Below are 26,193 nucleotides of genomic sequence, written 5' to 3' on the forward strand. Positions count from 1 at the left end.
GCCGCGGTGATACCGTTTGCATCCGCATAGGGTTCCCGGACTGCACTAGGTAACGACTTCCATGTTCAAACGCTTGAGGGGGCTGTTCTCCAGCGATCTGTCGATCGACCTGGGCACGGCCAATACGCTGATTTACGTGCGCGGTCGCGGCATCGTGCTCGATGAGCCTTCGGTCGTGGCGATCCGCCAGTCCGGCAACATGCGCAGCGTGGCCGCGGTCGGTTCCGATGCCAAGCGCATGCTGGGCCGTACCCCCGGAAACATCACCGCCATCCGCCCGATGAAGGACGGGGTGATCGCCGACTTCACCGTCACCGAGCAGATGCTCCAGCACTTCATCCGCAAGGTGCACCAGAGCACCTTCCTGACCCCGAGCCCGCGGGTACTGGTCTGCGTGCCCTGCATGTCGACCCAGGTCGAGCGTCGCGCCATCAAGGAGTCGGCCGAAGGTGCCGGGGCCCGTGAGGTGTTCCTGATCGAGGAGCCCATGGCGGCGGCCATCGGTGCCGGGCTGCCTGTGGAGGAGGCCCAGGGCTCGATGGTGGTGGACATCGGTGGCGGTACCAGCGAGATCGCCATCATCTCGCTCAATGGCATCGTCTATTCCGAGTCGATCCGTGTCGGCGGCGACCGCTTCGACGAGGCAATCACCGCCTACGTGCGACGCCACTACGGCAGCCTGATCGGCGAGGCCACGGCCGAGCGCATCAAGGAGGAGATCGGCTGCGCCTACCCGGGCGGCGAGCTGCGCGAGATCGACGTGCGTGGCCGTAACCTGGCGGAGGGGATTCCGCGCAGCTTCACCCTCAATTCCCACGAGATTCTCGATGCCCTGCAGGAGACGCTGGCTTCCATCGTCACGGCGGTGAAGAACGCCCTCGAGCAGTCACCACCCGAGCTGGCCTCCGACATCGCCGAGCGGGGCCTGGTGCTGACCGGTGGCGGCGCGCTGCTGCGCGACCTGGACAAGCTGATCGCCGAGGAGACCGGGTTGCCGGTGATCGTCGCCGAGGACCCGCTGACCTGCGTGGCGCGGGGCGGCGGCAAGGCCCTGGAGATGATCGACCAGCATACCTTCGAGCTGCTGTCCAGCGACTGATGCTCTGAGCAGGTCGCAGGCCAGGTGCGGGGGGGACGATTATTAAACCGCTGTTCTCGCACGGACCGCTGCCCGTCTATCGCATGCTGCTGTGCGCGTTGGCGGCGTCCGCGCTGATGTTCGTCGATATGCGCTTTACACGCATGGAGAACGTCCGTGCCCAGCTCTCCACCCTGGTGGCGCCCATCCAGTGGGTGGTCAGCGTACCCAGCGACGTCCTCAACTGGGGCTCGCTGGCGCTCTCCGACCAGCGTGCGCTGGTGGACGAGAATCGTCGACTGCGCGAGCAGATCCTGACCCTCTCGCATCGGGTGCAGCGCATGGCCAGTCTGACCGCCGAGAACGTGCGCCTGCGCGAGCTGCTGTCGGCGGCCAGCCAGAACGATGTGCCCTTCATCACCGCCGAACTGCTGTCGCTGGACGCCGACCCCTTCTCCCAGCAGATGGTGATCGACCGCGGGCGACGCAACGGTACCTATGTGGGGCAGCCGGTGATGGATGCCTCGGGGCTGGTCGGCCAGATCACCGCGGTGTCGGCCTACTCCAGCCGGGTGCTGCTGCTGGCCGATGCCAGCCATGCCCTGCCGGTGCAGGTCAACCGCAACGGCTTGCGCTTCATCGTCCAGGGCTCCGGCCACTACAACGGCCTGAACGTGCTGCACGTGCCCGATACCGCCGATATCCGCGAGGGCGACCTGCTGGTCACCTCGGGGCTGGCCGGCCGTTTCCCCGCCGGCTACCCGGTGGCACGGGTCGCCGAGGTGGTCCACGATCCCGGCCAGCCCTTCGCCCGGGTCACCGCTACCCCGGTGGCGCAGCTGCAGCGCTCGCGCCACTTCCTGCTGCTGTTCCCGCCGCCCCCGGCGCCGATGCCGGGAGAGGGTGGCTGGGAGCTGGAGCTCTCCGAGGAGGCGAGGGAAGCGGCCCGCCGGCTGGTCGGAATACCCAGCGACGAGGAGGAGCCCTGATGGCCACGTCGTCATCCGCCAGCCTGCTCTGGATCTGGCTGACCCTGCTGCTGGCACTCTGCCTGCAGGTGATGCCGCTGGCCGATGGCTGGCAGATCTGGCGCCCCGACTGGCTGGGGCTGATGCTGATCTACTGGTGCATGAAGGCGCCGCTCAGGGTCGGCGTGCTGCACGGCTTCGTGCTCGGCATTCTGCTCGACCTGATCGAGGGGGTGACGCTGGGGCAGAACGCCCTGATCCTGTCGCTGCTGGCCTTTCTCTGCGCGCTGGTCTATCCGCGCTTCCGGGCCTATTCGCTGCTTCAGCAGGCGGTGCTGATCTTCGTCCTGCTCGGCACCGTGCAACTCGCCGAGCAGTGGCTGCGCACCCTGCTGGGGCCCTTCTCCATCCATCTGTCGTTCCTGCTGCCCTCGCTGATCGGCGCGGTGCTCTGGCCCTGGCTGACCACGCTGTTCGAGGCACTGGGCCGCCGGCTGGCGAGAGAGTGAGGGAGGCTGCGTGACCGCTGATCTCTGCCTGGCGTCGGTTTCGCCTCGCCGCTGCGAGTTGCTCGCCTCGATCGGTGTGCGGGTCGAAGTATGCCCGGTGGACGTCGACGAGACGCCACGGCCCGGGGAGGCGGCCGTCGATTACGTGACGCGCCTGGCCCGTGCCAAGGCCCTGGCCGGGGCGCGGCGCTCGCCGCTGCCGACCCTGGGTGCCGACACCGCGGTGGTGCGCGACGGCGCGATCCTCGGCAAGCCCCGCGACCGTGAACACGCCGCCGCCATGCTGCGCTCGCTGTCGGGACGCGACCACCAGGTGCTCACCGCCGCGGCGGTGACGGGCCCCGCCGGCCTGCTCGACGTCTGGGTGTCGACCCGGGTCGTCATGCGCGAGATCGGCGAGGCCGAGATCGACGCCTACTGGGCCACCGGGGAGCCCGCCGACAAGGCCGGCGGTTATGCCATCCAGGGGCTCGCGGCGGTCTTCGTCGAGCGCATCGAGGGCAGCCATTCGGCGGTGGTGGGGCTGCCGCTGTTCGAGACGGCGGCCCTGCTGAGGCGACAGGGCGTGCCGCTCTGGAGCGGGGCTTTCCAGGACGGGGCTATGTCATAATGTTTTCAGATTATTTCCGGACAAGGATTTCCGCATGAGCGGTGAAGTACTCATCAACCTGACGCCGATGGAAACCCGAGTGGCCGTGGTGGAGAACGGCGTGCTGCAGGAGGCCTTCATCGAGCGCTCGCGACGCCGGGGCATCGTCGGCAACATCTACAAGGGCCGGGTGGTGCGCGTGCTGCCCGGCATGCAGGCGGCCTTCGTCGACATCGGCCTGGACCGCGCCGCCTTCATCCATGCCCATGAGGTGATGCCGCCGGGCACCCCCGCCGAGGAGCAGGTCGCCATCGGTCAGCTGCTCCATGAAGGACAGGCCCTGGTGGTGCAGGTGACCAAGGACCCCATCGGGTCCAAGGGCGCGCGGTTGACCACCCACCTCTCGGTGCCCTCCCGCTACCTGGTCTACATGCCCGACTCGCCCCACCACGGGGTGTCCCAGCGCATCGAAGACGAGCGCGAGCGCGAACGGTTGCGCGCCGTGCTCGAGGAGGCCCAGGCGGAACAGCAGCTGGAGGTCAGCGGGGGCTTCATCGTGCGCACCGCCGCCGAGGGGGTGGGGGAGGAGGAACTCACCAGCGACATGCACTTCCTGCTGCGGCTGTGGCGCAAGGTGAGCGAGCGCAAGGTCACCGCGCCCGCGCCCAGCGTGATCTACGATGACCTGCCGCTGTTCATGCGTACCCTGCGCGACGTGATGCGCGACGAGATCGAGAAGGTGCGCATCGACTCCCGGGAGAACTACGTCAAGCTGGTCGAGTTCGCCGAGGAGTTCATGCCCGATTCGGTGGAGCGTATCGAGCACTATGCCGGCGAGCGCCCGATCTTCGACCTCTACAGCGTCGAGGACGAGATCCAGAAGGCGCTGGGGCGCAAGGTGCAGCTGAAGTCGGGGGGCTACCTGGTCATCGACCCCACCGAGGCGATGACCACCATCGACGTCAACACCGGCGGCTACGTGGGGCATCGTAACCTCGAGGAGACGATCTTCAAGACCAACCTCGAGGCGGCCACCGCCATCGCCCGGCAGCTGCGCCTGCGCAACCTGGGCGGCATCATCATCCTCGACTTCATCGACATGGAGGACCCGGAGCACCAGCGTCAGGTACTGCGGGTGCTGGAGAAGGCACTGGAGCGGGATCACGCCAAGACCAAGTGCACCGGGGTGACCGAGCTGGGGCTGGTCCAGTTGACGCGCAAGCGTACCCGCGAGAGCCTCGAGCAGACGCTTTGCGAGCCCTGCTCGACCTGCCACGGGCGCGGCACCCTGAAGACCCCGGAGACCGTGTGTTACGAGATATTCCGCGAGATCCTGCGCGAGGAGCGTGCCTATGGCCCCGAGACCTACATGGTGCTGGCGTCGCAGTCGGTGGTCGACCGACTGCTCGACGAGGAGTCGGCGGCGGTGGCCGACCTGGAGGCCTTCATCGGCAAGACCATTCGCTTCCAGGTCGAGATCCACTATTCCCAGGAGCAGTACGACATCGTGCTGATGTAAGCCCATGCCCCGGATTCGCCTGCTGTCGCGCTGGGTGCTGACGCTGGCGGCATTGCTGCTGGCGCTGGTGGCCCTGTTGCTGGTGCTGCTGCGCCTGGCCCTCGGCCTGGCCGAGGGCTTCACGCCGCGGCTCGAGGCACTGCTCTCGTCACGCTTCGGTGCCGTGGTGCAGATCCACGAGCTCGACACCCGCCTGGCCCGGCTCGACCCGGTGCTGGAGCTCTCCGGCCTGACCGTCCGTTCCCGGGAGGGCCTCGGCCACACTCCGCTGATCGAGGTCGAGGGCGGTCGCTTGCGGCTGGATACCCTGGCCAGCCTGCGCGAAGGCGTGCCGGTGGTGGAGGATGCCCGCCTGCAGGGCGTGACCCTGCACCTCTATCAGGATCAGCAGCGGCGCTGGCACTGGCCCGACCCGGCCCGACTCCCCCCCGAACTCGAGCCCGATGTCGCGTTCGACCTGGAGCGTCTCGACTTCCTGGTCGGGCTGCTGCTGCGACAGCGCGCCTGGGTCGATGACCTGCGCCTGGTGTTGCATGGCCAGGAGCAGCGCGAGGTGCTGTACGCACCGCGGTTGCTGTTGACCGGGGACGACCGCCATGCCCACCTGGAGGGTGAGGTGCGCCTCGAGGATCAGGAGCAGGGCCGGGAGCAGCTCGCCATGCAGGCGGCGCTGGAGCTCGTCCCCGGCCCCTCCGGGCTGCGCGACTTCAGCGCCGCCCTGCAGGCCGACATGAACCTCGACAGCCTGGTGGGGCTGGCCGAGGTGCTGGGGCGCAATGATCCCCTGCGTCTCGAGGCGGCCAGCGGCGACGCCCGACTGTGGGGGCGCTGGCATCGCGGCAGTCTCGCCGATGCGCGCCTCGACCTGGACGTGCCGCTACTGGCGATGAGTCATGATGACCGCAACGGCGAGCTGCGCACCATCGTGCTCGAGGATGTCGACGCCCGCGGCCAGTGGCTGCGGCGCGATGACGGCTGGGAGGCCTGGCTGGAAGGGGATGCCGGCAGCGCCGACTGGAACGCGCCGGAGGCGCTGGCCGAGGCGGAGGGGGCGGCCCTGCCGGCCTACTGGCACCTGCGCCGCAACGACGCCGGGTGGTGGCTCAATACCAGCGAGTTCGAACTGGGTTCGCTGGCCGCCTGGCGCGACCGCCTGCCGCTGCCGGAGGCGCTGTCGCGGGTGGTGGCCGCCCTGGCCCCCCGTGGCCGCGTGACCGGGCTGGGACTGGGGCGCGAGAATGGCCACTGGCTGGCCCGGGCCGGGCTGCAGGACGTGGCGGTCTCGCCCTGGAAGCAGGCCCCCGGTGGGGGGCCGTTCGACATGTGGGTCGAGGCCCGGGACCTGAGCGGCCAGGTGAGCTTCGTCGACAGCGATGGCGCCGAGCTGCACTTCCCCGAGGTCTTTGCCGCCCCCATGACGCTCTCCCACGCCAGCGGCGAGGTGCTCTGGTCCTACGACGGGCCGCGCAGGTTCGTCAGCGGTCGTGATCTCGAGGTGGGCTGGAACGGTGCCGAGGCCCGCGGCGGCTTCGGCCTCTCGGTCGGCGGGGGGCAGCGCGGTGGCTTCGGGTTGACGCTGGGCTTCCACGACGTGGATGCCATCGAGACCCCGCTGCTCGACTGGTTGCCGGTCGAGATCATGGACGAGGGGCTCACCGAGTGGCTGGGTGCGGGAGTGGCCGGGCGTGTGCCGGAGGGCTTGCTGCGGCTGCATGTGCCGCTGGCCGGCGGCGCGGCCAGGGTCGCTCCCTCCTTCGGCCTGGAGCTCACCATCGAGCAAGGCCGGCTGCCCTTCGGGCCGGCCTGGCCGGCCCTGGAGGCGCTGGAGGGTCGCCTGACCCTGCAGGACACCACGCTCGAAGCGACCGTGGCGCGGGCCGAGAGCCTCGGCGTCGAGGCTCGTGACGGCCGGGTCTCGCTGGTCGATGAACACCTCGAGGTGAGCGGCGAACTCGAGGCCTCGGCCGAGGCGCTGCGTCGCTACCTGCTGGCGATGCCGGTGGAAGGCATCGAGGCGGTGGAGGCGTGGCAGGGCGAGGGTGGTGCCGCGGGCCGGCTGGCGCTGGCGCTGGCGCTGGGCGAGCCCGAGGCGCTGGCGCTCGATATCGACACCGACGCCGCCTTTGATCGGCTGGAGTACCGCCCGCTGGCGCTGGTCTTCAGCGATCTCGACGGGCCGCTGGCCTGGCGCCAGCGCGGCGAGGAGGGGGGGCTCGAGGGGCGCCTCGAGGGCCGGCTGCTCGGTGGGCCGGTGCGCGCCGAGATCGACACCCTGGCCGGTGGCCTCGACCTGGCCGGCACCGCCGTGGCCGCCGACCTGGCAAGCTGGTCCGGAGCGGCCGCCCTCGACCGCCTGCTCGAGGGCCAGTTCGCCTGGCAGGGGCGCCTGGCGATCGGCGAACAGGCCAGCACGCTGAGCCTGTCGAGTTCGCTCGAGGGACTGGGCATCGCCTTGCCGGCACCGCTGGGCAAGGGGGCCGCGCCGCGCCAGCCACTGCGGCTCGACATGGACCTGACCGGCGGCCGGCTCGAGGGCCGCCTGGGGGAGCAGTTGAACCTGCGCTGGCGGGAACTCGCCGGGTCGGAGGTTGGCCAGGGCCAGGTCTGGCTCGGTCGTTCGCCGGGCGCGACCTGGCCGGAAAGCGAGGGCTGGTGGGTGCAGGCCTACCAGCCGCGGCTCGATCTGGCCGCCTGGGGCGAGGCGCTCGCGGCGCTGGATGTCGGCCGGGGAGACGGAGCCGGCGATGGGCTCGTCGAGACCCTGGGGGGCCTCGAGCTCGAGACCAGCTGTCTGGAACATGAGGGGCGCTGCCTGGGCTCGTTCTATCTCGACGGACGGCCCCAGCGTGGCGGCGGCTGGCGGCTGGCGCTGGACGGCAGCCTGGTCGAGGGACAGCTCGACTATCGGCCACAACTTGCCGAGCCCCTGGATGTCGCGCTGAGGCGTTTGACCCTGGATGGCCTGATCCACGAGGCCGGCGACAGCGAGTCGCGGCTGGGCGAGGCTGCCACGCTGACGGAGCTGGAGCCGTTCCCGGACTGGGTCGAGCAGTTGCCCGCCGGCCGCTTGCGTGTCGCCGACATCGAGTATCGGGGGCGACGCTTCGGCCCGCTCACGACCCGCTGGCGGGCGACGCCCGAGCGGTTGACCATCGCGCCTCTGGGGCTGACCCTGGGCGAGGTCTCGGCGCGGGGCGAGCTGATCTGGGAGGCCGCCGGCCCCGCCAACAGCCTGAGCCGGGCACGGCTCGACCTGGATGGCCGCGACCTCGGCACCGCGCTGGAGCGGCTCGGTCAACCGGTGGCGATCCGCAACCGCGAGACCCACGTCACCAGCCAGCTCGCCTGGCCCGGCGCGCCCTGGCAGTTCGCCCTGGAGCGCTCCCGCGGCAGCATCGAGGTGCGGCTGCGCGACGGGCGCTTCGTCAACATCGAGTCGCCCTCGGCGCGCCTGGTGGGGCTGCTCAACGTCGACAACCTGGTGCGTCGCCTGCGGCTCGATTTCTCCGATGTCACCGGCCAGGGCACCGCCTTCGACAGTGTCACCGGCGCCGCGACCCTGTATGGTGGAATTCTCGAGACTCGGGGGCCGGTGGAGGTCGAAGGGCCAGCCACCTTCTTCACCCTGGAGGGCAGCGTGAACCTGGTGCGGCGGGAACTCGACCAGCGCCTGGGCGTCACTCTGCCGGTGAGCCGCAACCTGCCGCTGGCCGCCGTGATTGCCGGCGCGCCGCTGGTCGGCGGTGCCCTGTTCATCGCCGACCGTCTGTTCGGCGATGCCCTCGACCGGGTGACCCGAGTTCATTACCGCGTGCGGGGCCCCTGGACCTCGCCCCAGATATCCGTGGAAAGTGCCGAATGACATCACGCCATCACTCCCTGCTCGAAGACGCCGCCGACATCCTGCTCGCCCCGGGCGGGCTGGATATCGGTGCCCTGGACGCGGGCCTGGGGCATGCCCTGGGCCCGGGCATCGACTACGCCGACCTCTACTTCCAGCGCAGCTGGCACGAGGGCTGGGTGCTCGAGGACGGCGAGGTCAAGGAGGCGAGCTACAACATCGACGGCGGTGTCGGGGTGCGCGCCATGGCCGGCGAGAAGACCGGCTTCGCCTACTCCAACCAGATCACCCGCGAGGCACTGGCCGAGACCGGACACACCGCCGCCGGCATCGTGCGCAGCGGCAGCCGCCTCGCGGTCGCCCCCCGGGTGGCGGTGCAGGGAGACAGCCGTTACGGCGGCGTGGACCCGCTCTCCGGCCTGTCCGCCGAGGAGAAGATCGCCATGCTCAAGCAGGCCGACCGGATGGCACGGGCGGCCGATCCCGCCGTGGCTCAGGTCAGCGCCTCGCTCACCGGGGTGCACGAGGTGGTGCTGGTGCGGGCCAGCGACGGGACCCTGGCGGCGGACATCCGCCCGCTGGTGCGCTTCAACGTCAGTGTCATTGCGGTCAGGAACGGCCGCCGCGAGCGTGGCAGCGCCGGGGGGGGCGGACGCTACTCCATGTCGCGACTGCGCGACGAGAATGTCGCCGAGCGCTACGCCAGGGAGGCGGTGCGCCAGGCGCTGGTCAACCTGGAAGCGGTCGATGCGCCGGCCGGCCAGCTGCCGGTGGTGCTGGGACCGGGCTGGCCGGGCATCCTGCTCCACGAGGCGGTGGGCCACGGCCTGGAGGGCGACTTCAACCGCAAGGGGAGCTCCGCCTTCGCCGGCCGCATGGGTCAGCGGGTCGCCTCGCCGGGCGTCACCGTGGTCGACGACGCCACCCTGGCCGATCGACGCGGCTCCATGAGCATCGACGACGAGGGCACCCCGGGGCAGTGCACCCCCCTGATCGAGGACGGCATCCTCACCGGCTACATGCAGGACAAGCTCAATGCCCGGCTGATGGGCATGGCGCCCACCGGCAACGCCCGGCGCGAATCCTTCGCCCACCTGCCGATGCCGCGCATGACCAACACCTACATGCTGGCGGGGCGGGACGACCCGGACGAGATCCTGCGCAGCGTGAAGCGGGGGCTCTACGCGGTGAGCTTCGGTGGCGGCCAGGTGGACATCACCTCGGGCAAGTTCGTCTTCTCGGCCAGCGAGGCCTACCTGATCGAGGACGGCAGGATCACCGCGCCGGTCAAGGGGGCGACCCTGATCGGCAACGGCCCGGAAGCCATGGGCCGGGTGTCGATGATCGGCCACGACCTGGAACTGGACACCGGTATCGGGGTCTGCGGCAAGGAGGGGCAGGGCGTGCCGGTGGGCGTCGGCCAGCCGACGCTGAAGCTCGATGAGCTGACGGTGGGAGGCACCCAGTCCTGAGGCGTTGTGTAGGGCCGCCGGCGTCGGCGGTCCCTATGGGGTCAGACCCCGGCGGGGACTGCCTCGGCGAGAGAGGAGCGCCACGACAGGCATGATGGCTTGGCTGGGGTCTGACCCCATAGTGGCCATGCCGTCAACATGGGCAGTGTAAGGGCACGAGAGCCATGCGCTCGGGCAGGTGCCAGGTCTACAGCCCCGCGGTATCGCGAATCAGGCGGAACAGCCGGCGGGCATTGGTCGGCGGCTTGCCTAGCTCGCGTTCGCGGCGGGCATTGCGGATCAGCTGGCGCAGGGCCTGGCGGTCGACGGCGGGGAACTCCGCGATGAAGGGCTCGACGGCGGTATCGCCCTCCTCGATGAGCCGGTCGCGCCACTTCTCGAGGCGGTGGAAGGCGTGGTCGCGCCGGAGCTTCTCCTGCTCGACCTCGTCGAACACCGCCTGGATGGCGGCGAGGTCCTCGCGGCGCATCAGCTTGCCGACGTACTGCATGTGCCGCCGGCGTCCCTCGTGGGAGCGGATCCGCGAGGTCTCCTCCACGGCGGCGAGCAGGTCGTCGGAGAGGGGGAAGCGGGCGCGCTCGGCCTCGCTCATGGCGATGATCTGCTCGCCGAGGGCCTGCAGGGCGTGCATCTCGCGCTTGAGCTGCGACTTGCTGGGCGGTTCGTCGGCCGACTGGGTGATCTGCGCAAGCAGCTCACGAGAGGATTCCTGGGACATGCCGCTTCCATCGGTTGAGGTCGGGATGGCCGATAGTATATCAGCCCGCAGCGGCGGGCTGTGCAATGCATCATGAATGACCACCGGCCCGCGGGGCCGGTCGACGAGGAGAATCGCATGACACAGGCTTTCGATGCCGCCGCCCAGCAGGCGCTGCTGGAAACCCGCGCCGAGGCGGCGCTCGAGCTGGCCAGGCGGCAGGGGGCCGACGCCTGCGAGGTCGGGGCCAGCGTCGACCAGGGGATCGGCATCAGCGTGCGCGAGGGGGAAGTGGAGACCGTCGAACTCTCTCGTGACCAGGGCATCGCGGTGACCGTCTATGTCGGGTCGCGCAAGGGCAGTGCCTCGTCCAGCGATGCCGGCGAGGCCTCGATCCGCGCGGCGGTGGAGAAGGCGCTGGCGATTGCGCGCCATACCGGTGAGGACCCGGCCTCGGGGCTGGCCGACGCCGAGCTCATGGCGCGCGAGCTGCCCGATCTCGATGTCCACCACCCCTGGGACCTGACCACCGACCGCGCCATCGAGCTGGCGCTGGCCTGCGAGGCCGCCGGGCGCGGCATGGCGGGGATCCGCAGCTCCGACGGCGCCTCGCTCTCCAGCGGCGAGGGCGTGCGGGTCTACGCCAACAGCCATGGTTTCCTCGGCAGCCAGCGCGGCAGTCGCCATTCGCTCTCCTGCATGCTGATCGCCGAGGATGCCAGCGGCATGCAGCGCGACTACGACTACACCAGTGCGCGCGACCCCGGCGACCTCCAGGCGCCCGAGGTGGTGGGCGAGAGCGCGGCGCGGCGGACCCTGCGACGCCTCGGCGCCCGGCGCCCGACCACCGGACGCCTGCCGGTGCTGTTCGATCCGACCCTCGCCAGCGGGCTGGTGGGGCACATGATGAGCGCCATCGCCGGCGGCGCCCTCTACCGCCAGGCCTCCTTCCTCTGCGACCGCCTGGGCGACCCGCTCTTCCCCGAGTGGTTCAGCCTCGGCGAGCGGCCCATGGAGCGCGGCGCCATGGCCAGCAGCCCCTTCGACAACGACGGGGTCCAGACCCGTGACAACGTCTTCGTCGACCGTGGGCGCCTGGCCAGCTACATGCTCTCGGCCTACAGCGCGAGGCGCCTTGGCCTGCAGACCACCGGCAACGCCGGCGGCGCACGTAACCTGCGTATCACCGCCCCTCTGGAGAGCCAGGAGGCGCTGCTGCGCCGGATGGGACGCGGTGTGCTGGTCACCGAGCTGATGGGACAGGGGGTCAACGGCGTGACCGGCGACTACTCCCGCGGTGCCGCCGGCTTCTGGGTCGAGGATGGCGAGATCCGCCACCCGGTGGAGGAGTTCACCATTGCCGGCAATCTCGAGGGAATGTTCAAGGGCCTGGCGGGAGTCGGCGACGACATCGACACCCGTGGCAGCATCCATACCGGCAGCTGGCTCGTCGACGAGATGATGGTGGCGGGCAGCTGAGGCCGGTCTTCCGTGCCCACCTGGCCGCTGTCCCTACGTCGTACAGGGGTCAGGCATCCTCTTCGAACCTGGCATCGAAGAGTGCCTCGATGGCGTCGAGCGCCGCCTCGGCGTCTTCGCCCTCGGCCTCGAGGGTCAGCTCGGTGCCGCAGGGGGCGGCCAGCATCAGCAACGACATGATGTTGGCGGCGTCGGCGTCGCGGCCGGCGTGGCTCACGGTGACCCGGGCCTGGAAGGGCTGGCAGCACTGCACGAGCTTGGTGGCGGCACGGGCATGCAGGCCACGCCGATTGGTCAGGGTGAGCTTGCGTTGCGGCACGCCTCAGCTTCCTTCGTCGTCGTTCTCGGCCCGTGGCGGCTCCGACTGCCGGGGGAGGATGTTGTGGATGCCCAGTTCCCGATGGCGCAGTCGCACGCTGGGGCAATGCCCGGCGAGCTGCCGGGCCAGTCGTTCAGCCAGGTAGACCGAGCGGTGCTGGCCGCCGGTGCAGCCGATGGCCACGGTCAGGTAGCTTCGATGGCTGGCCTGGTAGGCCGGCAGCCAGCGCTCCACCCAGGCCAGGATGTCGTCATGCATCTCGCCGACGACGGGGTAGCCGTCGAGGAACTCGATGATCGAGGCATCGCGACCGGTGTCCTGGCGCAGCCGGGGATCCCAGTAGGGGTTCGGCAGGCAGCGGGCATCGAAGACGATATCGGCGTCGAGGGGCACGCCGCGCTTGAAGCCGAAGGACTCCACGGTCAGGGTCAGCTGGTCGGCCCGGTGGTGGGCCACCTGATCGCTGATGCGCCGGCGCAGCTCGTGCACCGAGAGCCGTGAGGTATCGATCACCAGGTCGGCCAGGTCGCGGATCTCGGCCAGCGCCGTCTCCTCGGAGTCGATCGCCTCGGCCAGGGTCATGTCGCTGTCGCGCGTCAGCGGGTGGCGCCGGCGGGTTTCCGAGTAGCGCTCGAGCAGGATGCGGGCGTCGGTGGTGAGGTAGATCACCTGGCCGTCGATCCCGCGCGCGCGGACCTCCTCCAGCAGGCTGGGAAAGCGTTCCAGCGCATGGGGCAGGTTGCGGGCGTCGATGCTCACCGCGATCGAGGTGTGGAGGGAGTGGTCGCTGCTGAGTTCGTCCACCAGCGGGCCGAGCAGCATGGCCGGCAGGTTGTCGATGGCGTAGTAGCCGAGATCCTCGAGCGCCTGCAGTGCGATCGACTTGCCTGAGCCGGATCGGCCGCTGATGATCACGAGCTGCATGGCGGGTCTCCTGGTCGTGTGGCTGGCCGGGTGGCCCGGTGAGGGGCGATCAGCCCGAGGATTGTCGTCGGATCGCCTCGATGAGTCGTTCATGAAGTTCGCGCTGGCTCGCGCTCTTGCGCAGCCGGCCCCGGGTCTCGGCATCGTTCATCACGCCGGCGACCTGGGCCAGCAGCGCGAGGTGGGCATCGTCTGCCTCTTCCGGCACCAGCAGCACGAAGATCAGGTCCACCGGTTCGCCATCGATGGCGTCGAAGTCGATCGGTTCGGCCAGTTTCAGGAAGCCGGCAATGGGTGCCTTGCAGTGCGGGTCGCGGGCATGGGGAATGGCGACGCCGTTGCCGATGCCCGTGCTGCCCAGCCGTTCGCGGCCGATCAGGCGGCCGAAGACTTCCTGGCTGTCGAGGCTCGGGGTGTTCTGGGCGATGAAGGTGCTGAAGAACTCCAGGACCCGCTTCTTGCTCCCCCCGGGCACGCCGAAGAGGGTGCGCTCGGGGGGCAGGATGGCTTCGAGTGTCATGATGGATCAGCGGGCGCCGGCGCCCTGGGCGCGGGCCTGGACCTTCTCCTTGTGCTTGACCAGCTGGCGGTCCAGCTTGTCGGCGAGGGCGTCGATGGCGGCGTACATGTCACCGTCCATGGCCTCGGCGTGCAGATCGGCACCGGCGGCATGCAGGGTGCAGGCGGCCTGCTGGCGGGCCTTCTCGACGGAGAGCGTTACCTGCACGGTGGTGATGTTGTCATAGTGGCGTTCCACGCGAGTGAGCTTCTCGCTCACATAGTCACGCAGGGCGTCGGTCAGTTCCACATGATGGCCGGTGATGTTGACTTGCATGACACGCTCCTTCGTCCTTCGATTGGTGCCTCGATTGTAACCCTTTTTCCTGCCATGCAAACCCCCCGTGAAGGGCGACGCCCGCAACGCCTGGCGCATGCCGCGACAGCGCCCGGAAACCCACTGGTGGCGGGCGCTCCGGGCGCTGTCGATGCCTCACCTCAGCCGCTTGCGCTCGCTGGAGGAGGGGATGCCCATCGCTTCCCGGGTGAACCTTGGAGAGCGCAATGGTCGTCGCCGTCCCCTTCTCACCTCAGCCGCTTGCGCTCGCTGGAGGAGGGGATGCCCATCGCTTCCCGGTACTTGGCAATAGTCCGGCGCGCGACGCTGATGCCGGCCTCCTCGAGCAGTGCCACCAGCCTGCTGTCGGAGAGCGGCTTGCGTGGTGGTTCCTCCTGGATCAGCTTGCGGATGCGGGCGCGAATCGCCGTGCTCGAGTGGGCGTCGCCATCGCCGTTGCTGACCTGGCTGGAGAAGAAGTACTTCAGCTCGAAGACCCCGCGCGGGGTATGGATGAACTTCTGGGTGGTGACCCGTGAGATGGTCGACTCGTGCATCTCCACGGCCTGGGCGATATCGGCCAGTATCAATGGCCTCATCGCCTCCTCGCCCTGCTCGAGGAAGTCGAGCTGGCGCGCCATGATCTCGCGCCCCACCCGTAGCAGGGTATCGTTGCGGCTGGACAGGCTCTTCATCAGCCAGCGCGCCTCCTGCAGGTGATCCTTGAGGAACTGGTTGTCCTGGCTCTTGTCGGCGCGGCGAATCAGTGCCGCATAGTCGGGCTGGATGCGCAGCCGCGGCAGGGCCTCGGGATTGAGCTCCACCTGCCAGCCGCGGCTGTCGTGACGGGCGACCAGATCGGGAATGACGTAGTCGCTGGCGGATTCCGAATAGCGGCTGCCGGGTCTCGGGTCCAGCGAGCGGACCAGGGCGGTCACCGCGTCGAGGGCATCGTCGTCGAGGCCGAGGCGTCGCCTGAGCAGGCGGCGGTCATCGGCGGCCAGCGCCTCGAGGAACTGGCGGACCAGGCGGCGGGCCTGGGGCAGCAGCGGGGTATCGTCGGGCAGGGCGGCGAGTTGCAGCATCAGGCATTCACGCAGGTCCCGGGCGAAGATGCCGGTCGGTTCGAACTGTTGCAGGCGCAGCAGTACCTGCTCCACCTCGCGGCTCTTGAGGCCCTCGAGCCCCTGGCCCCTGAGCCCGTCGCGCAATTCGTCGAGCGGCTGGGTCAGGTAGCCGGCGCCGTCCACGGCGTCGATCAGGCTCTCGGCGATGTGCCGCTGGCGCTCGTCCAGGTCGGTCATCGCCAACTGCCAGGCGAGATGGCTCTGGAGGCTCTGGCCCTCGGCCTGGCGTTCGAAGTCAGGGCCCTCGCCGCCACCGGCGGGGGCGCCCAGGTCTTGATAGGTGTCCGACCAGTCGCTGTCGACGGAGAGTTCGCTGGGGATCTCGCTGGCCCAGTCGTCAGCGGGCGTCTCACTCGCCGCCTGCTCGCCGAAGCCGTCGTCGAGCTCCAGCATGGGGTTCGCTTCCAGGGCCTGCTGGATCTCCTGGCGCAGGTCCAGGGTGGAGAGTTGCAGCAGGGCGATGGCCTGCTGCAACTGAGGTGTCATGGTCAGTTGGGTACCGACGCGCAGTTGCAGAGATGCTTTCATGGCCATGAGAGGTGTGTGCTCATTCGCCGAAAACCTCCACCCTAGTCCGCTGTCGGTCGTCTTGCAAGGCTTTTATTAGCAATAAGCGTGCCATTGGCAATTAGTGTGCCTATTTGTAACAATGGCCTTTATATCAGAAAGTTGCGGTTCCGGTGCTCAGAGGCGGAAATCCTCGCCGAGGTACACTTCCCGTACCCGCTGGTTGGCCAGGATCGCCTCGGCATCGCCTTCGGCGATGATTCGGCCGTCGCCGACGATGTAGGCGGTGTCGCAGATGTCGAGGGTCTCGCGCACATTATGGTCGGTGATCAGCACGCCGATATCACGGGCCTTCAGCTGGCGGATGATACTCTTGATCTCGCCCACCGAGATGGGGTCGACCCCGGCAAAGGGCTCATCGAGCAGGATGAAGGCGGGCTCCGTGGCCAGCGCCCTGGCGATCTCCACCCGCCGCCGTTCGCCGCCGGAGAGGCTCATGCCGAGGTTGTCGCGGATATGGGTGACATGGAAGTCCTCGAGCAGCTGCTCGAGTCGGGCGCGGCGGCCGGCGCGGTCGAGATCCTTGCGGGTCTCGAGGATCGCCATGATGTTGTCGGCCACCGAGAGCTTGCGGAAGATCGAGGCCTCCTGGGGCAGGTAGCCGATGCCGGCCCGGGCCCGCTCGTGCATTGCCGCTCGCGTCAGGTCCCGGTCGTCGATGTGCACCTCGCCGACATCGGCACGCACCAGGCCGACGATCATGTAGAAGGAGGTGGTCTTGCCGGCGCCGTTGGGGCCGAGCAGGCCGACGATGCTGCCCTGACCGATGGCGAGGCTGATGTCCTGCACCACGCGGCGGCGCTTGTAGCTCTTGGCCAGATGGCTGGCGCGGAGTGTCTTCATGTCGTCCCTTACTGCTCGGGCTGCAGGGTCATGCGCACGCGCTGGCGCTCCTGGACGCCCTCGGCCTCGGAGCGGGCCTGGACCACGCGACGATCGAGGAAATACTCCAGATAGCCGCCATCGAAGGTGTCGCCGGCCTGGTGCAGCTCGGCACGGTCGATCAGCTCCACCCGCCGCTCGGCGACGTAGTAGACGATGGTGCGCCCCCAGCCGCGCACGAGCGGCTCGTCCGGCGCGGGCTGCTGCTCGATGTAGGCACGCTCGCCGGTGGCGATGGCGTGGGAGAGTTCGCCTGCCTCGTTGCGGCGGATCTCGACCCGGTCACCGGTCAGTCGCATGCTGCCCTGGCGGATGTCCACCTCCCCGGTATAGACGGCGGTGCCGGCGCGGTCGTCGAGATCGAGCTGGTTCGCCTCCACCTCGATGGGGGCGCTGGCGTCGCCCTCGAGGGCCAGCGCCGGGGGGGTGGCCAGGACCGTGAGCGCCAGTCCGAGCAGTGCCGGGGCCAGCAGGGAGGCAGGGGACTGTTGCGTCATGGCTCGGGGTCCTCGTCGGTGGGGGGCGTCTCGGGCGGATGGTGGCCGCGAACATTGTCGGTCAGGCGGACGCGATTGTCATGGATCCAGGCGTCGAAGCGCTCACCGCGCATGCGTTGGGGCGGCTGCTGCAGCAGCGCCGCGGTCTCGCTCCAGGCGTGGCCGGTGTCGGCATCGAAGTGCAGGATGTCGGTGTCGAGCTGCCAGCGCTCCGCGGGGGCGCGCAGGCGGGCGTCGCCGGACAGGGTGAGGGGGTTGCCGTCGGCGCCCAGGGTGCCGACGGCGCCATGGCCGAACCAGGTGCGCCCCGAGGTGTCGATCAGCCGGGCTGCCGGGGCCTGCAGGCGGGTGACATCGTCGTGGGGCGTATGCACCAGGCGCGGGGTGTCCAGGCGCTGGTGTGCCCGGCCCTCGGCGTCGAAGCGCGTCAGGCGAACCCCTTCGAGGTAGTAGTCCGGTTCGCCGGCCTCGTCGCGCGGCACCGGCCCCGGCTCCCGGGAGGCGCGCTGGTCGAGCAGGGCGAGTACGCCGCCGAGCACCAGCAGCAGCAGGAACAGCCAGACCCGGAATGACGGTCGCGGCAGGCGCAGCGCCATGGCCTCAGTCGGCTCCGTGCAGGTAGGTGTCGACCACGGCATCCCAGTGTCCCTGGGCCTGGAGCAGGACGTCGCAGATCTCGCGCACCGCGCCGTGGCCGCCGGGGCTGTCGGTGACCCAGTCGGCGTGCCGGCGGATGTAGGCGGGGGCGCCGGGCACGCTGATGCCGACCCCGGCGCGCTTGATGGCGCCCGCGTCCGGCAGGTCGTCGCCGCAGTAGGCGACCTGGTCCAGCTCGAGGCCGAGCCGGGTGCACAGTTCGCGCAGCATGGGCAGCTTCTTCTCCACTCCCTGGTAGAGGTGCTTGATGCCGAGGGCGGCAGCGCGGCGGCTGACCATGGGCGAATCGCGGCCGGTGATCAGCGCCACCTCGAGCCCCGCACGCTTGAGCAGCTTGAGACCGTGGCCGTCGTGGGTGTGGAAGGCCTTGATCTCGATGCCGTCGGCCTGGAAGTAGAGGCGGCCGTCGGTGAGCACGCCGTCCACGTCCAGGGCCAGCAGGCGCACGCGGCGCAGCCGGTCCACCAGTTGGGTGTCGAGCAGGGGGGAATCGAGGGTCATGAGGACTCCTTGGGGGAAAGGGGCATCAGATCACGCCACTGGCGAGCAGGTCGTGCATGTGCAGGGCGCCGACCGGCCGGTCGTCGTCGTCGACCACGGCCAGGGCGGTGATGCGGTTGTCTTCCATGATGCGCACCGCCTCGGCGGCCAGGATGTCGGCGGCGACGCGCTTGCCCGGCCGGGTCATGACATCGTCGACCCTGAGGCCGGAGAGGTCGCTGTGCTGGTCGAGGGTGCGGCGCAGGTCGCCATCGGTGTAGACCCCGGACAGGCGGCCGTCGGCATCGACCACGCAGGTGAAGCCCAGGCCCTGGCGGGTGATCTCCAGCAGGGCGTCGCGCAGCGGGCTGCCGAGCGGTACCGAGGGGAGTCGGCTGCCCTGGTGCATCAGGTCGGCGACCCGCAGCAGCAGGCGCTTGCCGAGGCTGCCGCCGGGGTGCGAGCGGGCGAAGTCCTCGGCGGTGAAGCCGCGGGACTCGAGCAGCGCCACCGCCAGGGCGTCGCCCAGGGCAAGCGACGCGGTGGTCGAGGAGGTGGGGGCCAGGTCCAGCGGGCAGGCCTCGCGGTCGACCGCGGCGTCGAGGTGGGCATCGGCATGGCGAGCCAGGGTCGAGCCGGGGCGCCCGGTCATGCTGATCAGCGGCGTGCCCATGCGCTTGAGCAGCGGCAGCAGGGCGGTCACCTCGGCGGTCTCGCCGGAGTTGGAGAGTGCCAGCACCACGTCGCCGGGGGTGATCATGCCCAGGTCGCCGTGGCTGGCCTCGCCGGGGTGGACGAAGAAGGCCGGGGTGCCGGTGCTCGCCAGGGTGGCGGCGACCTTGCCGGCGATGTGGCCGGACTTGCCCATGCCGGTCACCACCACCCGGCCGCGGCAGGCCAGGATCAGCTCGCAGGCGCGGTCGAAGCCCTCGTCGAGGCGTTCGACGAGGGCGGTGATGGCCTGCTGCTCCAGCTGCAGGGTGCGTCGGGCGCTGTCGCGCAGCGGGGAGCTGCGGGTGGGGGGGGTGTCTGTCGTCATGGCGATGATTGTTGCCCGTTGCTGAGTTTCACTCAAGTGCGTGACTGACCGTTCAGGAGATCGGTGCTGGCGCGGCGAGGCTGGCGATGCCGAGCCAGGTCAGATAGCCGGCATAGCTCAGCGCCAGCAGCCCGCCGGGGAGTCGGCCCAGCTGGCCGCGTCGCTGCCACAGCAGCAGCATGCCCAGCGCAAGGGTCAGCACCAGCATGACCGGGAAGTCCCGGCTGCCCGCCGCCGGGTCGATGGGGCCGGGGGCCAGCAGGCCCGGCACCGGCAACACGGCGAGCATGTTGAACAGGTTGGAGCCGATGACATTGCCGATGGCGATGTCGTGGTGGCGCCTCAGGGCGCTGGCCACGCAGGCGGCCAGCTCCGGCAGGCTGGTGCCGATGGCCACCACCGTGAGCCCGATGGCCAGCTCACTGACCCCGAGACCGCGTGCCAGTTCACTGGCGCCCCACACCAGGGCGCGCGAACCGATGACCATGACCACCAGGGTCAGCACCAGCCAGAACAGGGCGCGGGGGAGGCGCATGTCGGGAATCTCGCCCACCGGGGCCGTGTCGGGAGTGTCGGCGCGGACCAGCCACCACAGGCTGAACACCAACAGCAGGATCAGGAAGAGCGCATCGATGCGGCCAAGAATGCCGTTGGCCAGGGCATAGCCGGCCAGGCCGGTGGCGCCGAGCAGCAGCGGCAGCTCGCGACGCACGATGGAAAAGCGCACCGGAATCGGCACCACCAGGGCGGTCACGCCGAGCACCAGGCCGAGGTTGGCGATGTTCGAGCCGAGCGCGTTGCCGATGGCGAGGTCGGCAATGCCGTCCAGCGAGGCCATCACCGAGACCACGATCTCCGGTGCCGAGGTGCCCAGGGCGACGATGGTCATGCCCACCAGCAGGGTGCTCATGCCGGCCCGGTGGGCCGTCGCGGCGGCGGCGCCGACGAAGCGCTCGGCGCTCCACAACAGGGCGATGAAGCCTAGCAGTACGACGATGAGGGGAACCAGCATGGCAGATACGGCCCTGGCCAGGACGGAAAGGGCGCCCATTAAACGTTCTCGGTGGACGTGGTGCAAGCCGGGTGGAGCCGATGGTGGCGTAATGAGGCAAGGTTAGGATACGATGTTCGATAATTTACTCGAGGGACACGAGCCGATGAGCGACACTCCCTTCGTGGTGGTGGAGGGGCTGCATTTCTCGCGGGGCGAGAAGGAGATCTTCCGCGGTGTCGACCTGCAGGTTCACCGCGGCAAGATCACCGCCATCATGGGGCCCAGCGGTACCGGCAAGACCACGCTGCTCAAGTTGATCGGCGGCCAGCTCCATCCGGACGCGGGTCGCGTATGCATCGATGGCGAGGACGTGCACCGCCAGTCGCGCAAGGCGCTGTTCGCCATGCGCCGGCGCATGGGCATGCTGTTCCAGAGCGGGGCACTGTTCTCCGACCTCAGCGTCTACGAGAACGTGGCCTTTCCGTTGCGGGTCCACACCGACCTGCCGGAGTCGATGGTCCGTGACCTGGTGCTGATGAAGCTCGAGGCCGTAGGGCTGCGCGGTGCCCGCGAGCTGATGCCGTCCGAGCTCTCCGGCGGCATGGCGCGTCGCGTGGCGCTGGCCCGGGCCATCGCCCTGGACCCGGAGCTGATTCTCTACGACGAGCCCTTCGTCGGCCAGGATCCGATCTCCATGGGCGTGCTGGTGCAGCTGACCAAGCGGCTCAACGAGGCGCTCGGGCTTACTTCCGTCATGGTCTCCCACGACATCAAGGAGACCCTCACGATCGCCGACTATGTCTACGTGATCGCCGATGGTCGGGTGATGGCCCACGGCACGCCGGCGGGGCTCGACGTCGACCAGGATCCCCGGGTCAGCCAGTTCGTTCATGGTGAGCCGGACGGGCCGGTGCCCTTCCACTATCCCGCGGTGGACTTCTTCACCGACATCCTCGACGCAGGAGGGCGGCGATGATCCGGCACATCACCCACCTGGGGCGCCGCGGCTGCGAGCTGCTGGAGGCGCTGGGGCGGGCGGGAATCTTCCTCTTCCTCTCCGCGGTCGGCGTGCCGTCCCGGGAAGGCTGGTACCTGTGGTTGCGGCAGATGCACTTCGTCGGCGTCCTGTCGCTGGCCATCGTGCTGGTCTCGGGGCTGTTCATCGGCATGGTGCTGGCGCTGCAGGGCTATACCATCCTGGTCGATTTCGGTGCCGAGCAGGCGCTGGGCCAGATGGTGGCCTTGTCGCTGCTGCGCGAGCTGGCCCCGGTGGTGGCGGCGCTGCTGTTCGCCGGGCGGGCCGGCTCGGCGCTGACCGCCGAGATCGGTCTGATGAAGGCCACCGAACAGCTGACCAGCATGGAGATGATCGGTGTCGATCCCTTGCGGCGGGTGGTGGCACCACGGCTGTGGGCGGGAGTCGTCGCCCTGCCGTTACTGACCATCGGCTTCAGCGTGGTGGGGGTGTATGGCGGCTACCTGGTCGGTGTCGAGTGGCTCGGTGTCTTCGAGGGATCCTACTGGGGCAACATGCAGGCCAGCGTCGAGTTCATCGCCGATATCGGCAACGGCATGGTCAAGAGCCTGGTATTCGCCCTGGTGGTGACCTGGATCGCGGTCTTCCAGGGCTACGATCTGGTGCCCACCGCGGAAGGCATCTCCCGGGCCACCACCCGCACCGTGGTCTACTCCTCCCTGGCGGTGCTCGGCCTCGATTTCGTGCTCACCGCGGTGATGTTCGGGGGGCTGTCCTGATGGTGGTGGCTCGCGATGCGTGGACGTGCGATGTGCCAAGACTTGGGTTGATGTTCGGAGAAACGCAATGAAGCGCAGCAAGATGATGGAACTGGGGGTCGGGCTGTTCATGCTGGCCGGCATCCTGGGGCTGGTATTCCTCGGGCTGCGCGTCAGTGGCCTGACCTTAACCGCCCCAAGCGACACCTTCCGCCTCGAGGCCAACTTCGCCAACATCGGCAGCCTCAAGCCGCGAGCGCGGGTCACCCTGGCCGGGGTCACGGTGGGGCGGGTCGCGGCCATCGAGCTGGATACCGACTGGTATGACGCCCGGGTGATCTTCGAGCTCGATGCCGAGCTGGAGGACCGGCTGTCGCGGGACACCACGGCGGCAATACTCACCGCCGGTCTGCTCGGCGAACAGTACGTCGGGCTCTCGGTGGGCGGTGATCCCGAGACCCTGGCCGATGGCGACACCATTCGCGATACCCAGTCGGCGGTGGTGCTCGAAGAACTCATCCAGCAATTCGTGTCCAATCTGGTCAGCGATTGAGCCGCTCCGCGCGCTCGTCGTTCACGGCATTCTTTCGAGGAGATGTGATGATGCCCTTACTGCCTGCTTCCCTTCGCCTGGTGGTGCTCGGCTTCTGTCTGGTGCTGGTGTCCCTGTCGGCCCAGGCGGCCCCCGAGCGTGAGCCCGAAGAGGTGATCCGCGAGAGCATTGACGAACTGATGGAGCAGATCGAGGGCCGCCGCGACTATTTCGCCGACAATGTCGACGAGCTCAAGGCCCTGGTCGACGACAATCTCGACGACATCGCCGATTTCCGCTACATCGGGGCGAGCGTCATGGGGCGCTACTTCCAGAATGCTACTCCCCGGCAACGCTCGCGTTTCGCCGGTACCTTCCGCAAGACATTGATCGATACCTACACCAAGGGGCTGGTGACCTTCGATTACCGCGAGCTGCGGGTACTGGACAACCAACAGCCCCAGCGCTACGAGGACCAGGCCAGCGTGGCCATGGAGGTGGTGGCCATTGACGGCAGCGTCTATCCGGTCAGCTATTCGCTGCGCCTGAGCGATGGCCAGTGGAAGGTGGTCAATGTCATCGTCAACGGCATCAACCTCGGGTTGACCTTCCGCAACCAGTTCGATCAGGCCATGCGCGAGCACGGCCGCGACTACGACGCCGTGATCGAGAGCTGGGCCCCGGAAATCGCCGTCGAGGAGCTCGAGGAGGGTGGCAGCGCATGAGCCTGCTGCTCGATCGGTCGGGCGTTCGCCTGTCTGCCGGCCGCGAGGGGCTGGCGGTGAGTGGCGTGGTGGGCTTCGATGTGGCGGCGGTACTGGCCGCCACGGGGAGTGACTGGCTCGCCGACCAGTCGGCCGGTACCCGGGTCGACTTCGACCTGCGCGGCGTCGCGGGCGTCAGCAGCGCGGCGCTCAGCGTGCTGCTGGAGTGGACCCGTCGTGCCCGGCTGGCGGGCCTCGAGGTGCGCGCCGTGCGCCTCTCGCCGCCGTTGATCCGCCTGACACGGTTGGCCGGCCTCGACCGCCTGCTGCCGCTGGACGAGGCCGCCTGACGACCGGCTTTCCTCCGGCGGCGAGGATCGCCGGCATCGCCAAGAGCGACGCTTTTCATTACCATGTCGGGATTCCCGATCCATGCTCTCGGTCGCCTCGCGACCGAGAGCCCGACATTTTCATGCATCACAGGAGTTCCGGTTCATGCAACCCAGTGAGGTCAAGGCGCTGCTCGAGGCCCGCATCGACGACTGCGAGTTCCATATCCAGGGCGAAGGCTGCAACTTCCAGGTGGTGGCCGTGGGGGCGGTGTTCGACGGCCTGTCGCCGGTCAAGCGCCAGCAACTCATCTATGGCGCCCTCTCCGAGGAGATCGCCTCGGGTGCGCTGCATGCGGTGAGCATCAAGACCTACACGCCGGCGCAATGGCAGAGCGCGCCGGAAAACACCAGCGCCTGACGGGCGGGTCCCATGGACAAATTGATCATTACCGGCAATGGCCCCGCCGACGGCGAGGTCTGGGCCAGCGGTGCCAAGAACGCCGCCCTGCCGATCCTCTGCGCCACCCTGCTGGCCGAGGAGCCGGTGACCATCGGCAACCTGCCCCACCTGCAGGACATCACCACCACCCTGGAGCTGCTCGGCCACCTGGGCCTCGAGCCGGTGATGGGCGAGAAGATGACCATCCAGCTCAACGGCGCCCAGGTGCGTCACTGCGACGCGCCCTACGAGCTGGTCAAGAAGATGCGTGCCTCGATCCTGGTGCTGGGGCCACTGCTGGCCCACTTCGGTCATGCCGATGTCTCGCTGCCCGGCGGCTGTGCCATCGGCTCCCGGCCGGTGGATCTGCATATCCGCGGCCTGGAGGCGATGGGCGCCGAGATTCGCGTCGAGGGGGGCTATATTCGCGCCCGGGTCGACGGTCGTCTCCGGGGGGGCACCATCTTCTTCGATACCGTCACCGTCACCGGCACCGAGAACCTGCTGATGGCGGCGACCCTGGCCGAGGGCACCACGGTGCTGGAGAATGCCGCCCGGGAGCCCGAGGTGGTGGACCTCGCCGAGTGCCTGATCGCCATGGGCGCGAAGATCCGCGGCCACGGCAGCGATACCATCACCATCGAGGGCGTCGAGCGGCTGCACGGTTGCTACCACGACGTCATGCCCGATCGCATCGAGACCGGCACCTTCCTGGTGGCCGCGGCGGTGACCCGTGGGCGGGTCAGGGTGCGCCGTACCCGTGCCGACCTCCTCGAGGCGGTGCTGGCCAAGCTGGAGGAGGCGGGCGCCACCATCACCAGCGGTGATGACTGGATCGAGGCGGACATGGGCGGGCGGCGGCCGCGGGCAGTGAATGTTCGCACCGCCCCCTATCCGGCCTTCCCCACCGACATGCAGGCCCAGTTCGTGGCGCTCAATGCGGTGGCCGAAGGAACCGCCCGGGTGGTGGAGACCATCTTCGAGAACCGCTTCATGCACGTCCAGGAGCTCAACCGCATGGGGGCGAAGATCGCCCTGGAGGGCAACACCGCCGTGGTGACCGGGGTCGAGCGCCTCTCCGGCGCCCCGGTGATGGCCACCGACCTGCGTGCCTCCGCCTCGCTGGTGGTGGCGGCGATGATGGCCGACGGCGAGTCCCTGGTCGATCGCATCTACCATATCGATCGTGGCTACGAGTGCATCGAGGAGAAGCTGCAACTGCTGGGTGCCAATATCCGTCGCATTCCCGGCTAGCTCCCAAGACAGGCGAGAGCATGAGCAAACAACTGATTCTGGCCCTTTCCAAGGGCCGCATTCTGGACGAGACGCTGCCCCTGCTGGCCGACGCCGGCATCACCCCGGCCGAAGACCTGGGCGCCAGCCGCAAGTTGCTGTTCGACACCAACCTGGCGGACGTCAAGCTGGTGATCCTGCGCGCCACCGACGTGCCCACCTACGTGCAGCTGGGCGCCGCCGATCTCGGCGTGGCGGGCAAGGACGTGCTGCTCGAGCATGGGGCCGAGGGGCTCTATGAGCCGCTCGATCTCGAGATCGCCCGGTGCCGGCTGATGACCGCCGGCCCCACCGGGGCCGAGCCGGCCCGGGCCCGGCGCCGGGTGGCCACCAAGTTCGTCAACGTCGCCCGCCGCTACTATGCCGAACAGGGCATCCAGGCCGAGGTGATCAAGCTCTACGGCGCCATGGAGCTGGCGCCGCTGATGAACCTGGCCGACGAGATCGTCGACATCGTCGACACCGGCAACACCCTGCGTGCCAACGGCATGGCCCCCCGTGAGCTGATCGCCCCGATCAGCACCCGGCTGGTGGTCAACAAGGCGGCCATGACCATGAAGCACGCCCGGCTCAAGCCGCTGATCGAGCGCCTCGGCAATGCCGTGGCCGCCCGTCGCGATAGTCGTGCCACCTCAACCCGATAGCGACTGATGCCTTGCCATGGCCCGGCCCTGGCATCAGGCTCA

The 26,193-nt window shown here is 69.1% G+C and carries 28 protein-coding genes; 16 read left to right on the plus strand and 12 right to left on the minus strand.

Going from position 1 to position 26,193, the window contains the following annotated elements; genetic code table 11:
- Nucleotides 1–61 precede the first annotated feature (61 nt).
- The 7 genes from MKP05_RS00560 to tldD all read left to right on the plus strand — a co-directional run bounded on the left by MKP05_RS00560 (nt 62) and on the right by tldD (nt 9,976).
- Nucleotides 62–1,099, plus strand: a complete 1,038-nt coding sequence (locus tag MKP05_RS00560; protein WP_110281876.1) for a rod shape-determining protein — start codon at nt 62–64, stop codon at nt 1,097–1,099.
- An 83-nt stretch (nt 1,100–1,182) separates the two neighbouring features.
- On the plus strand, nt 1,183–2,067 hold the full coding sequence (gene mreC, locus MKP05_RS00565) for a rod shape-determining protein MreC (protein WP_240566599.1): 885 nt from the start codon (nt 1,183–1,185) through the stop codon (nt 2,065–2,067).
- Nucleotides 2,067–2,555 carry a rod shape-determining protein MreD gene (mreD, locus tag MKP05_RS00570; protein WP_240566600.1) on the plus strand — a complete coding sequence of 163 codons (489 nt, stop codon included), beginning with the start codon at nt 2,067–2,069 and terminating at the stop codon, nt 2,553–2,555. Before mreC ends, mreD begins: the two co-directional genes overlap by 1 nt.
- 10 nt (nt 2,556–2,565) lie before the next feature.
- Nucleotides 2,566–3,165, plus strand: a complete 600-nt coding sequence (locus tag MKP05_RS00575; protein ID WP_240566601.1) for a Maf family protein — start codon at nt 2,566–2,568, stop codon at nt 3,163–3,165.
- Between the two features lie 34 nt (nt 3,166–3,199).
- Complete coding sequence (rng, locus tag MKP05_RS00580; protein ID WP_240566602.1) at nt 3,200–4,663, plus strand: ribonuclease G; 1,464 nt, start codon at nt 3,200–3,202, stop codon at nt 4,661–4,663.
- Between the two features lie 4 nt (nt 4,664–4,667).
- The gene (locus MKP05_RS00585; protein WP_240566603.1) at nt 4,668–8,525 is read left to right on the plus strand and encodes a YhdP family protein; all 3,858 of its coding nucleotides are present in this window, start codon (nt 4,668–4,670) and stop codon (nt 8,523–8,525) included.
- Nucleotides 8,522–9,976: a metalloprotease TldD gene (tldD, locus tag MKP05_RS00590; RefSeq protein WP_240566604.1), complete on the plus strand. Its 1,455-nt coding sequence runs from the start codon at nt 8,522–8,524 to the stop codon at nt 9,974–9,976. The genes MKP05_RS00585 and tldD overlap by 4 nt, the downstream gene beginning before the upstream one ends.
- Before the next feature lie 187 nt (nt 9,977–10,163).
- Here tldD and yjgA read toward each other — a convergent pair whose 3' ends face one another.
- Entirely contained in the window at nt 10,164–10,694 is a 531-nt protein-coding gene (gene yjgA, locus MKP05_RS00595; RefSeq protein WP_110281869.1) for a ribosome biogenesis factor YjgA, read from the minus strand.
- A 117-nt stretch (nt 10,695–10,811) separates the two neighbouring features.
- Here yjgA and pmbA point away from each other — a divergent pair, with 117 nt between their 5' ends.
- Nucleotides 10,812–12,152 (plus strand): metalloprotease PmbA, encoded by a 1,341-nt coding sequence (gene pmbA / locus MKP05_RS00600; RefSeq protein WP_240566605.1) that lies wholly within the window; start codon nt 10,812–10,814, stop codon nt 12,150–12,152.
- Nucleotides 12,153–12,201: 49 nt separating this feature from the next.
- Here pmbA and MKP05_RS00605 read toward each other — a convergent pair whose 3' ends face one another.
- From MKP05_RS00605 to MKP05_RS00655, 11 genes are all read right to left on the minus strand, one after another.
- A complete protein-coding gene (locus MKP05_RS00605; RefSeq protein ID WP_240566606.1) occupies nt 12,202–12,471 on the minus strand; it encodes an HPr family phosphocarrier protein in 270 nt (89 codons plus the stop codon).
- Between the two features lie 3 nt (nt 12,472–12,474).
- On the minus strand, nt 12,475–13,395 hold the full coding sequence (gene rapZ, locus MKP05_RS00610; RefSeq protein WP_240566607.1) for an RNase adapter RapZ: 921 nt from the start codon (nt 13,393–13,395) through the stop codon (nt 12,475–12,477).
- A 49-nt stretch (nt 13,396–13,444) separates the two neighbouring features.
- The gene (ptsN, locus tag MKP05_RS00615) at nt 13,445–13,915 is read right to left on the minus strand and encodes a PTS IIA-like nitrogen regulatory protein PtsN (protein WP_110281865.1); all 471 of its coding nucleotides are present in this window, start codon (nt 13,913–13,915) and stop codon (nt 13,445–13,447) included.
- Between the two features lie 6 nt (nt 13,916–13,921).
- Nucleotides 13,922–14,230 (minus strand): ribosome hibernation-promoting factor, HPF/YfiA family, encoded by a 309-nt coding sequence (gene hpf, locus MKP05_RS00620; protein ID WP_110281864.1) that lies wholly within the window; start codon nt 14,228–14,230, stop codon nt 13,922–13,924.
- A 248-nt stretch (nt 14,231–14,478) separates the two neighbouring features.
- Nucleotides 14,479–15,891, minus strand: a complete 1,413-nt coding sequence (locus MKP05_RS00625; protein ID WP_240566608.1) for an RNA polymerase factor sigma-54 — start codon at nt 15,889–15,891, stop codon at nt 14,479–14,481.
- Nucleotides 15,892–16,041: 150 nt separating this feature from the next.
- Nucleotides 16,042–16,767 (minus strand): LPS export ABC transporter ATP-binding protein, encoded by a 726-nt coding sequence (gene lptB / locus MKP05_RS00630; protein ID WP_110281862.1) that lies wholly within the window; start codon nt 16,765–16,767, stop codon nt 16,042–16,044.
- Nucleotides 16,768–16,775: 8 nt separating this feature from the next.
- Nucleotides 16,776–17,303, minus strand: a complete 528-nt coding sequence (gene lptA, locus MKP05_RS00635) for a lipopolysaccharide transport periplasmic protein LptA (RefSeq protein WP_110281861.1) — start codon at nt 17,301–17,303, stop codon at nt 16,776–16,778.
- A complete protein-coding gene (gene lptC, locus MKP05_RS00640) occupies nt 17,300–17,899 on the minus strand; it encodes an LPS export ABC transporter periplasmic protein LptC (protein ID WP_110281860.1) in 600 nt (199 codons plus the stop codon). Before lptC ends, lptA begins: the two co-directional genes overlap by 4 nt.
- Before the next feature lie 4 nt (nt 17,900–17,903).
- Nucleotides 17,904–18,461 (minus strand): KdsC family phosphatase, encoded by a 558-nt coding sequence (locus tag MKP05_RS00645; protein ID WP_110281859.1) that lies wholly within the window; start codon nt 18,459–18,461, stop codon nt 17,904–17,906.
- 25 nt (nt 18,462–18,486) lie between these two features.
- Nucleotides 18,487–19,479: a KpsF/GutQ family sugar-phosphate isomerase gene (locus tag MKP05_RS00650; protein ID WP_240566609.1), complete on the minus strand. Its 993-nt coding sequence runs from the start codon at nt 19,477–19,479 to the stop codon at nt 18,487–18,489.
- A gap of 52 nt (nt 19,480–19,531) precedes the next feature.
- Nucleotides 19,532–20,491 (minus strand): calcium/sodium antiporter, encoded by a 960-nt coding sequence (locus tag MKP05_RS00655; protein ID WP_240566610.1) that lies wholly within the window; start codon nt 20,489–20,491, stop codon nt 19,532–19,534.
- 145 nt (nt 20,492–20,636) lie between these two features.
- Here MKP05_RS00655 and MKP05_RS00660 point away from each other — a divergent pair, with 145 nt between their 5' ends.
- The 8 genes from MKP05_RS00660 (at nt 20,637) to hisG (ending at nt 26,151) form a co-directional block, all read left to right on the plus strand.
- Entirely contained in the window at nt 20,637–21,449 is an 813-nt protein-coding gene (locus MKP05_RS00660) for an ABC transporter ATP-binding protein (protein ID WP_240566611.1), read from the plus strand.
- On the plus strand, nt 21,446–22,228 hold the full coding sequence (mlaE, locus tag MKP05_RS00665; protein WP_110281857.1) for a lipid asymmetry maintenance ABC transporter permease subunit MlaE: 783 nt from the start codon (nt 21,446–21,448) through the stop codon (nt 22,226–22,228). Before MKP05_RS00660 ends, mlaE begins: the two co-directional genes overlap by 4 nt.
- 67 nt (nt 22,229–22,295) lie before the next feature.
- Nucleotides 22,296–22,760, plus strand: a complete 465-nt coding sequence (gene mlaD, locus MKP05_RS00670) for an outer membrane lipid asymmetry maintenance protein MlaD (protein WP_240566612.1) — start codon at nt 22,296–22,298, stop codon at nt 22,758–22,760.
- 50 nt (nt 22,761–22,810) lie between these two features.
- Nucleotides 22,811–23,464 carry an MlaC/ttg2D family ABC transporter substrate-binding protein gene (locus tag MKP05_RS00675; RefSeq protein WP_439108963.1) on the plus strand — a complete coding sequence of 218 codons (654 nt, stop codon included), beginning with the start codon at nt 22,811–22,813 and terminating at the stop codon, nt 23,462–23,464.
- A complete protein-coding gene (locus tag MKP05_RS00680; RefSeq protein ID WP_240566614.1) occupies nt 23,461–23,793 on the plus strand; it encodes an STAS domain-containing protein in 333 nt (110 codons plus the stop codon). The genes MKP05_RS00675 and MKP05_RS00680 overlap by 4 nt, the downstream gene beginning before the upstream one ends.
- A 145-nt stretch (nt 23,794–23,938) precedes the next feature.
- Nucleotides 23,939–24,193: a BolA family protein gene (locus MKP05_RS00685; protein WP_110281853.1), complete on the plus strand. Its 255-nt coding sequence runs from the start codon at nt 23,939–23,941 to the stop codon at nt 24,191–24,193.
- Between the two features lie 12 nt (nt 24,194–24,205).
- Complete coding sequence (gene murA / locus MKP05_RS00690) at nt 24,206–25,468, plus strand: UDP-N-acetylglucosamine 1-carboxyvinyltransferase (RefSeq protein WP_110281852.1); 1,263 nt, start codon at nt 24,206–24,208, stop codon at nt 25,466–25,468.
- A 20-nt stretch (nt 25,469–25,488) separates the two neighbouring features.
- Nucleotides 25,489–26,151, plus strand: coding sequence for an ATP phosphoribosyltransferase (hisG, locus tag MKP05_RS00695; RefSeq protein ID WP_240566615.1), 663 nt, complete (start codon nt 25,489–25,491; stop codon nt 26,149–26,151).
- Nucleotides 26,152–26,193: the final 42 nt, after the last annotated feature.

Origin of the sequence: Halomonas flagellata (genome assembly GCF_022487945.1) — a bacterium.
In the GTDB taxonomy this organism is placed as follows: Bacteria; Pseudomonadota; Gammaproteobacteria; order Pseudomonadales; family Halomonadaceae; genus Halomonas; species Halomonas flagellata.

What these genes read in the sequence shown, in the direction of transcription:
- hpf (WP_110281864.1), bottom strand. Translation starts at nt 14,230, where the DNA reads ATGCAAGTCAACATCACCGGCCATCATGTGGAACTGACCGACGCCCTG.
- mlaD (WP_240566612.1), top strand. Translation starts at nt 22,296, where the DNA reads ATGAAGCGCAGCAAGATGATGGAACTGGGGGTCGGGCTGTTCATGCTG.
- MKP05_RS00685 (WP_110281853.1), top strand. Translation starts at nt 23,939, where the DNA reads ATGCAACCCAGTGAGGTCAAGGCGCTGCTCGAGGCCCGCATCGACGAC.
- MKP05_RS00680 (WP_240566614.1), top strand. Translation starts at nt 23,461, where the DNA reads ATGAGCCTGCTGCTCGATCGGTCGGGCGTTCGCCTGTCTGCCGGCCGC.
- lptA (WP_110281861.1), bottom strand. Translation starts at nt 17,303, where the DNA reads ATGACGCAACAGTCCCCTGCCTCCCTGCTGGCCCCGGCACTGCTCGGA.
- pmbA (WP_240566605.1), top strand. Translation starts at nt 10,812, where the DNA reads ATGACACAGGCTTTCGATGCCGCCGCCCAGCAGGCGCTGCTGGAAACC.
- tldD (WP_240566604.1), top strand. Translation starts at nt 8,522, where the DNA reads ATGACATCACGCCATCACTCCCTGCTCGAAGACGCCGCCGACATCCTG.
- MKP05_RS00655 (WP_240566610.1), bottom strand. Translation starts at nt 20,491, where the DNA reads ATGCTGGTTCCCCTCATCGTCGTACTGCTAGGCTTCATCGCCCTGTTG.
- lptC (WP_110281860.1), bottom strand. Translation starts at nt 17,899, where the DNA reads ATGGCGCTGCGCCTGCCGCGACCGTCATTCCGGGTCTGGCTGTTCCTG.
- MKP05_RS00560 (WP_110281876.1), top strand. Translation starts at nt 62, where the DNA reads ATGTTCAAACGCTTGAGGGGGCTGTTCTCCAGCGATCTGTCGATCGAC.
- MKP05_RS00650 (WP_240566609.1), bottom strand. Translation starts at nt 19,479, where the DNA reads ATGACGACAGACACCCCCCCCACCCGCAGCTCCCCGCTGCGCGACAGC.
- rapZ (WP_240566607.1), bottom strand. Translation starts at nt 13,395, where the DNA reads ATGCAGCTCGTGATCATCAGCGGCCGATCCGGCTCAGGCAAGTCGATC.
- MKP05_RS00625 (WP_240566608.1), bottom strand. Translation starts at nt 15,891, where the DNA reads ATGGCCATGAAAGCATCTCTGCAACTGCGCGTCGGTACCCAACTGACC.
- rng (WP_240566602.1), top strand. Translation starts at nt 3,200, where the DNA reads ATGAGCGGTGAAGTACTCATCAACCTGACGCCGATGGAAACCCGAGTG.
- ptsN (WP_110281865.1), bottom strand. Translation starts at nt 13,915, where the DNA reads ATGACACTCGAAGCCATCCTGCCCCCCGAGCGCACCCTCTTCGGCGTG.
- MKP05_RS00675 (WP_439108963.1), top strand. Translation starts at nt 22,811, where the DNA reads ATGCCCTTACTGCCTGCTTCCCTTCGCCTGGTGGTGCTCGGCTTCTGT.
- MKP05_RS00585 (WP_240566603.1), top strand. Translation starts at nt 4,668, where the DNA reads ATGCCCCGGATTCGCCTGCTGTCGCGCTGGGTGCTGACGCTGGCGGCA.
- murA (WP_110281852.1), top strand. Translation starts at nt 24,206, where the DNA reads ATGGACAAATTGATCATTACCGGCAATGGCCCCGCCGACGGCGAGGTC.
- lptB (WP_110281862.1), bottom strand. Translation starts at nt 16,767, where the DNA reads ATGAAGACACTCCGCGCCAGCCATCTGGCCAAGAGCTACAAGCGCCGC.
- hisG (WP_240566615.1), top strand. Translation starts at nt 25,489, where the DNA reads ATGAGCAAACAACTGATTCTGGCCCTTTCCAAGGGCCGCATTCTGGAC.
- mreC (WP_240566599.1), top strand. Translation starts at nt 1,183, where the DNA reads ATGCTGCTGTGCGCGTTGGCGGCGTCCGCGCTGATGTTCGTCGATATG.
- mlaE (WP_110281857.1), top strand. Translation starts at nt 21,446, where the DNA reads ATGATCCGGCACATCACCCACCTGGGGCGCCGCGGCTGCGAGCTGCTG.
- MKP05_RS00645 (WP_110281859.1), bottom strand. Translation starts at nt 18,461, where the DNA reads ATGACCCTCGATTCCCCCCTGCTCGACACCCAACTGGTGGACCGGCTG.
- yjgA (WP_110281869.1), bottom strand. Translation starts at nt 10,694, where the DNA reads ATGTCCCAGGAATCCTCTCGTGAGCTGCTTGCGCAGATCACCCAGTCG.
- mreD (WP_240566600.1), top strand. Translation starts at nt 2,067, where the DNA reads ATGGCCACGTCGTCATCCGCCAGCCTGCTCTGGATCTGGCTGACCCTG.
- MKP05_RS00660 (WP_240566611.1), top strand. Translation starts at nt 20,637, where the DNA reads ATGAGCGACACTCCCTTCGTGGTGGTGGAGGGGCTGCATTTCTCGCGG.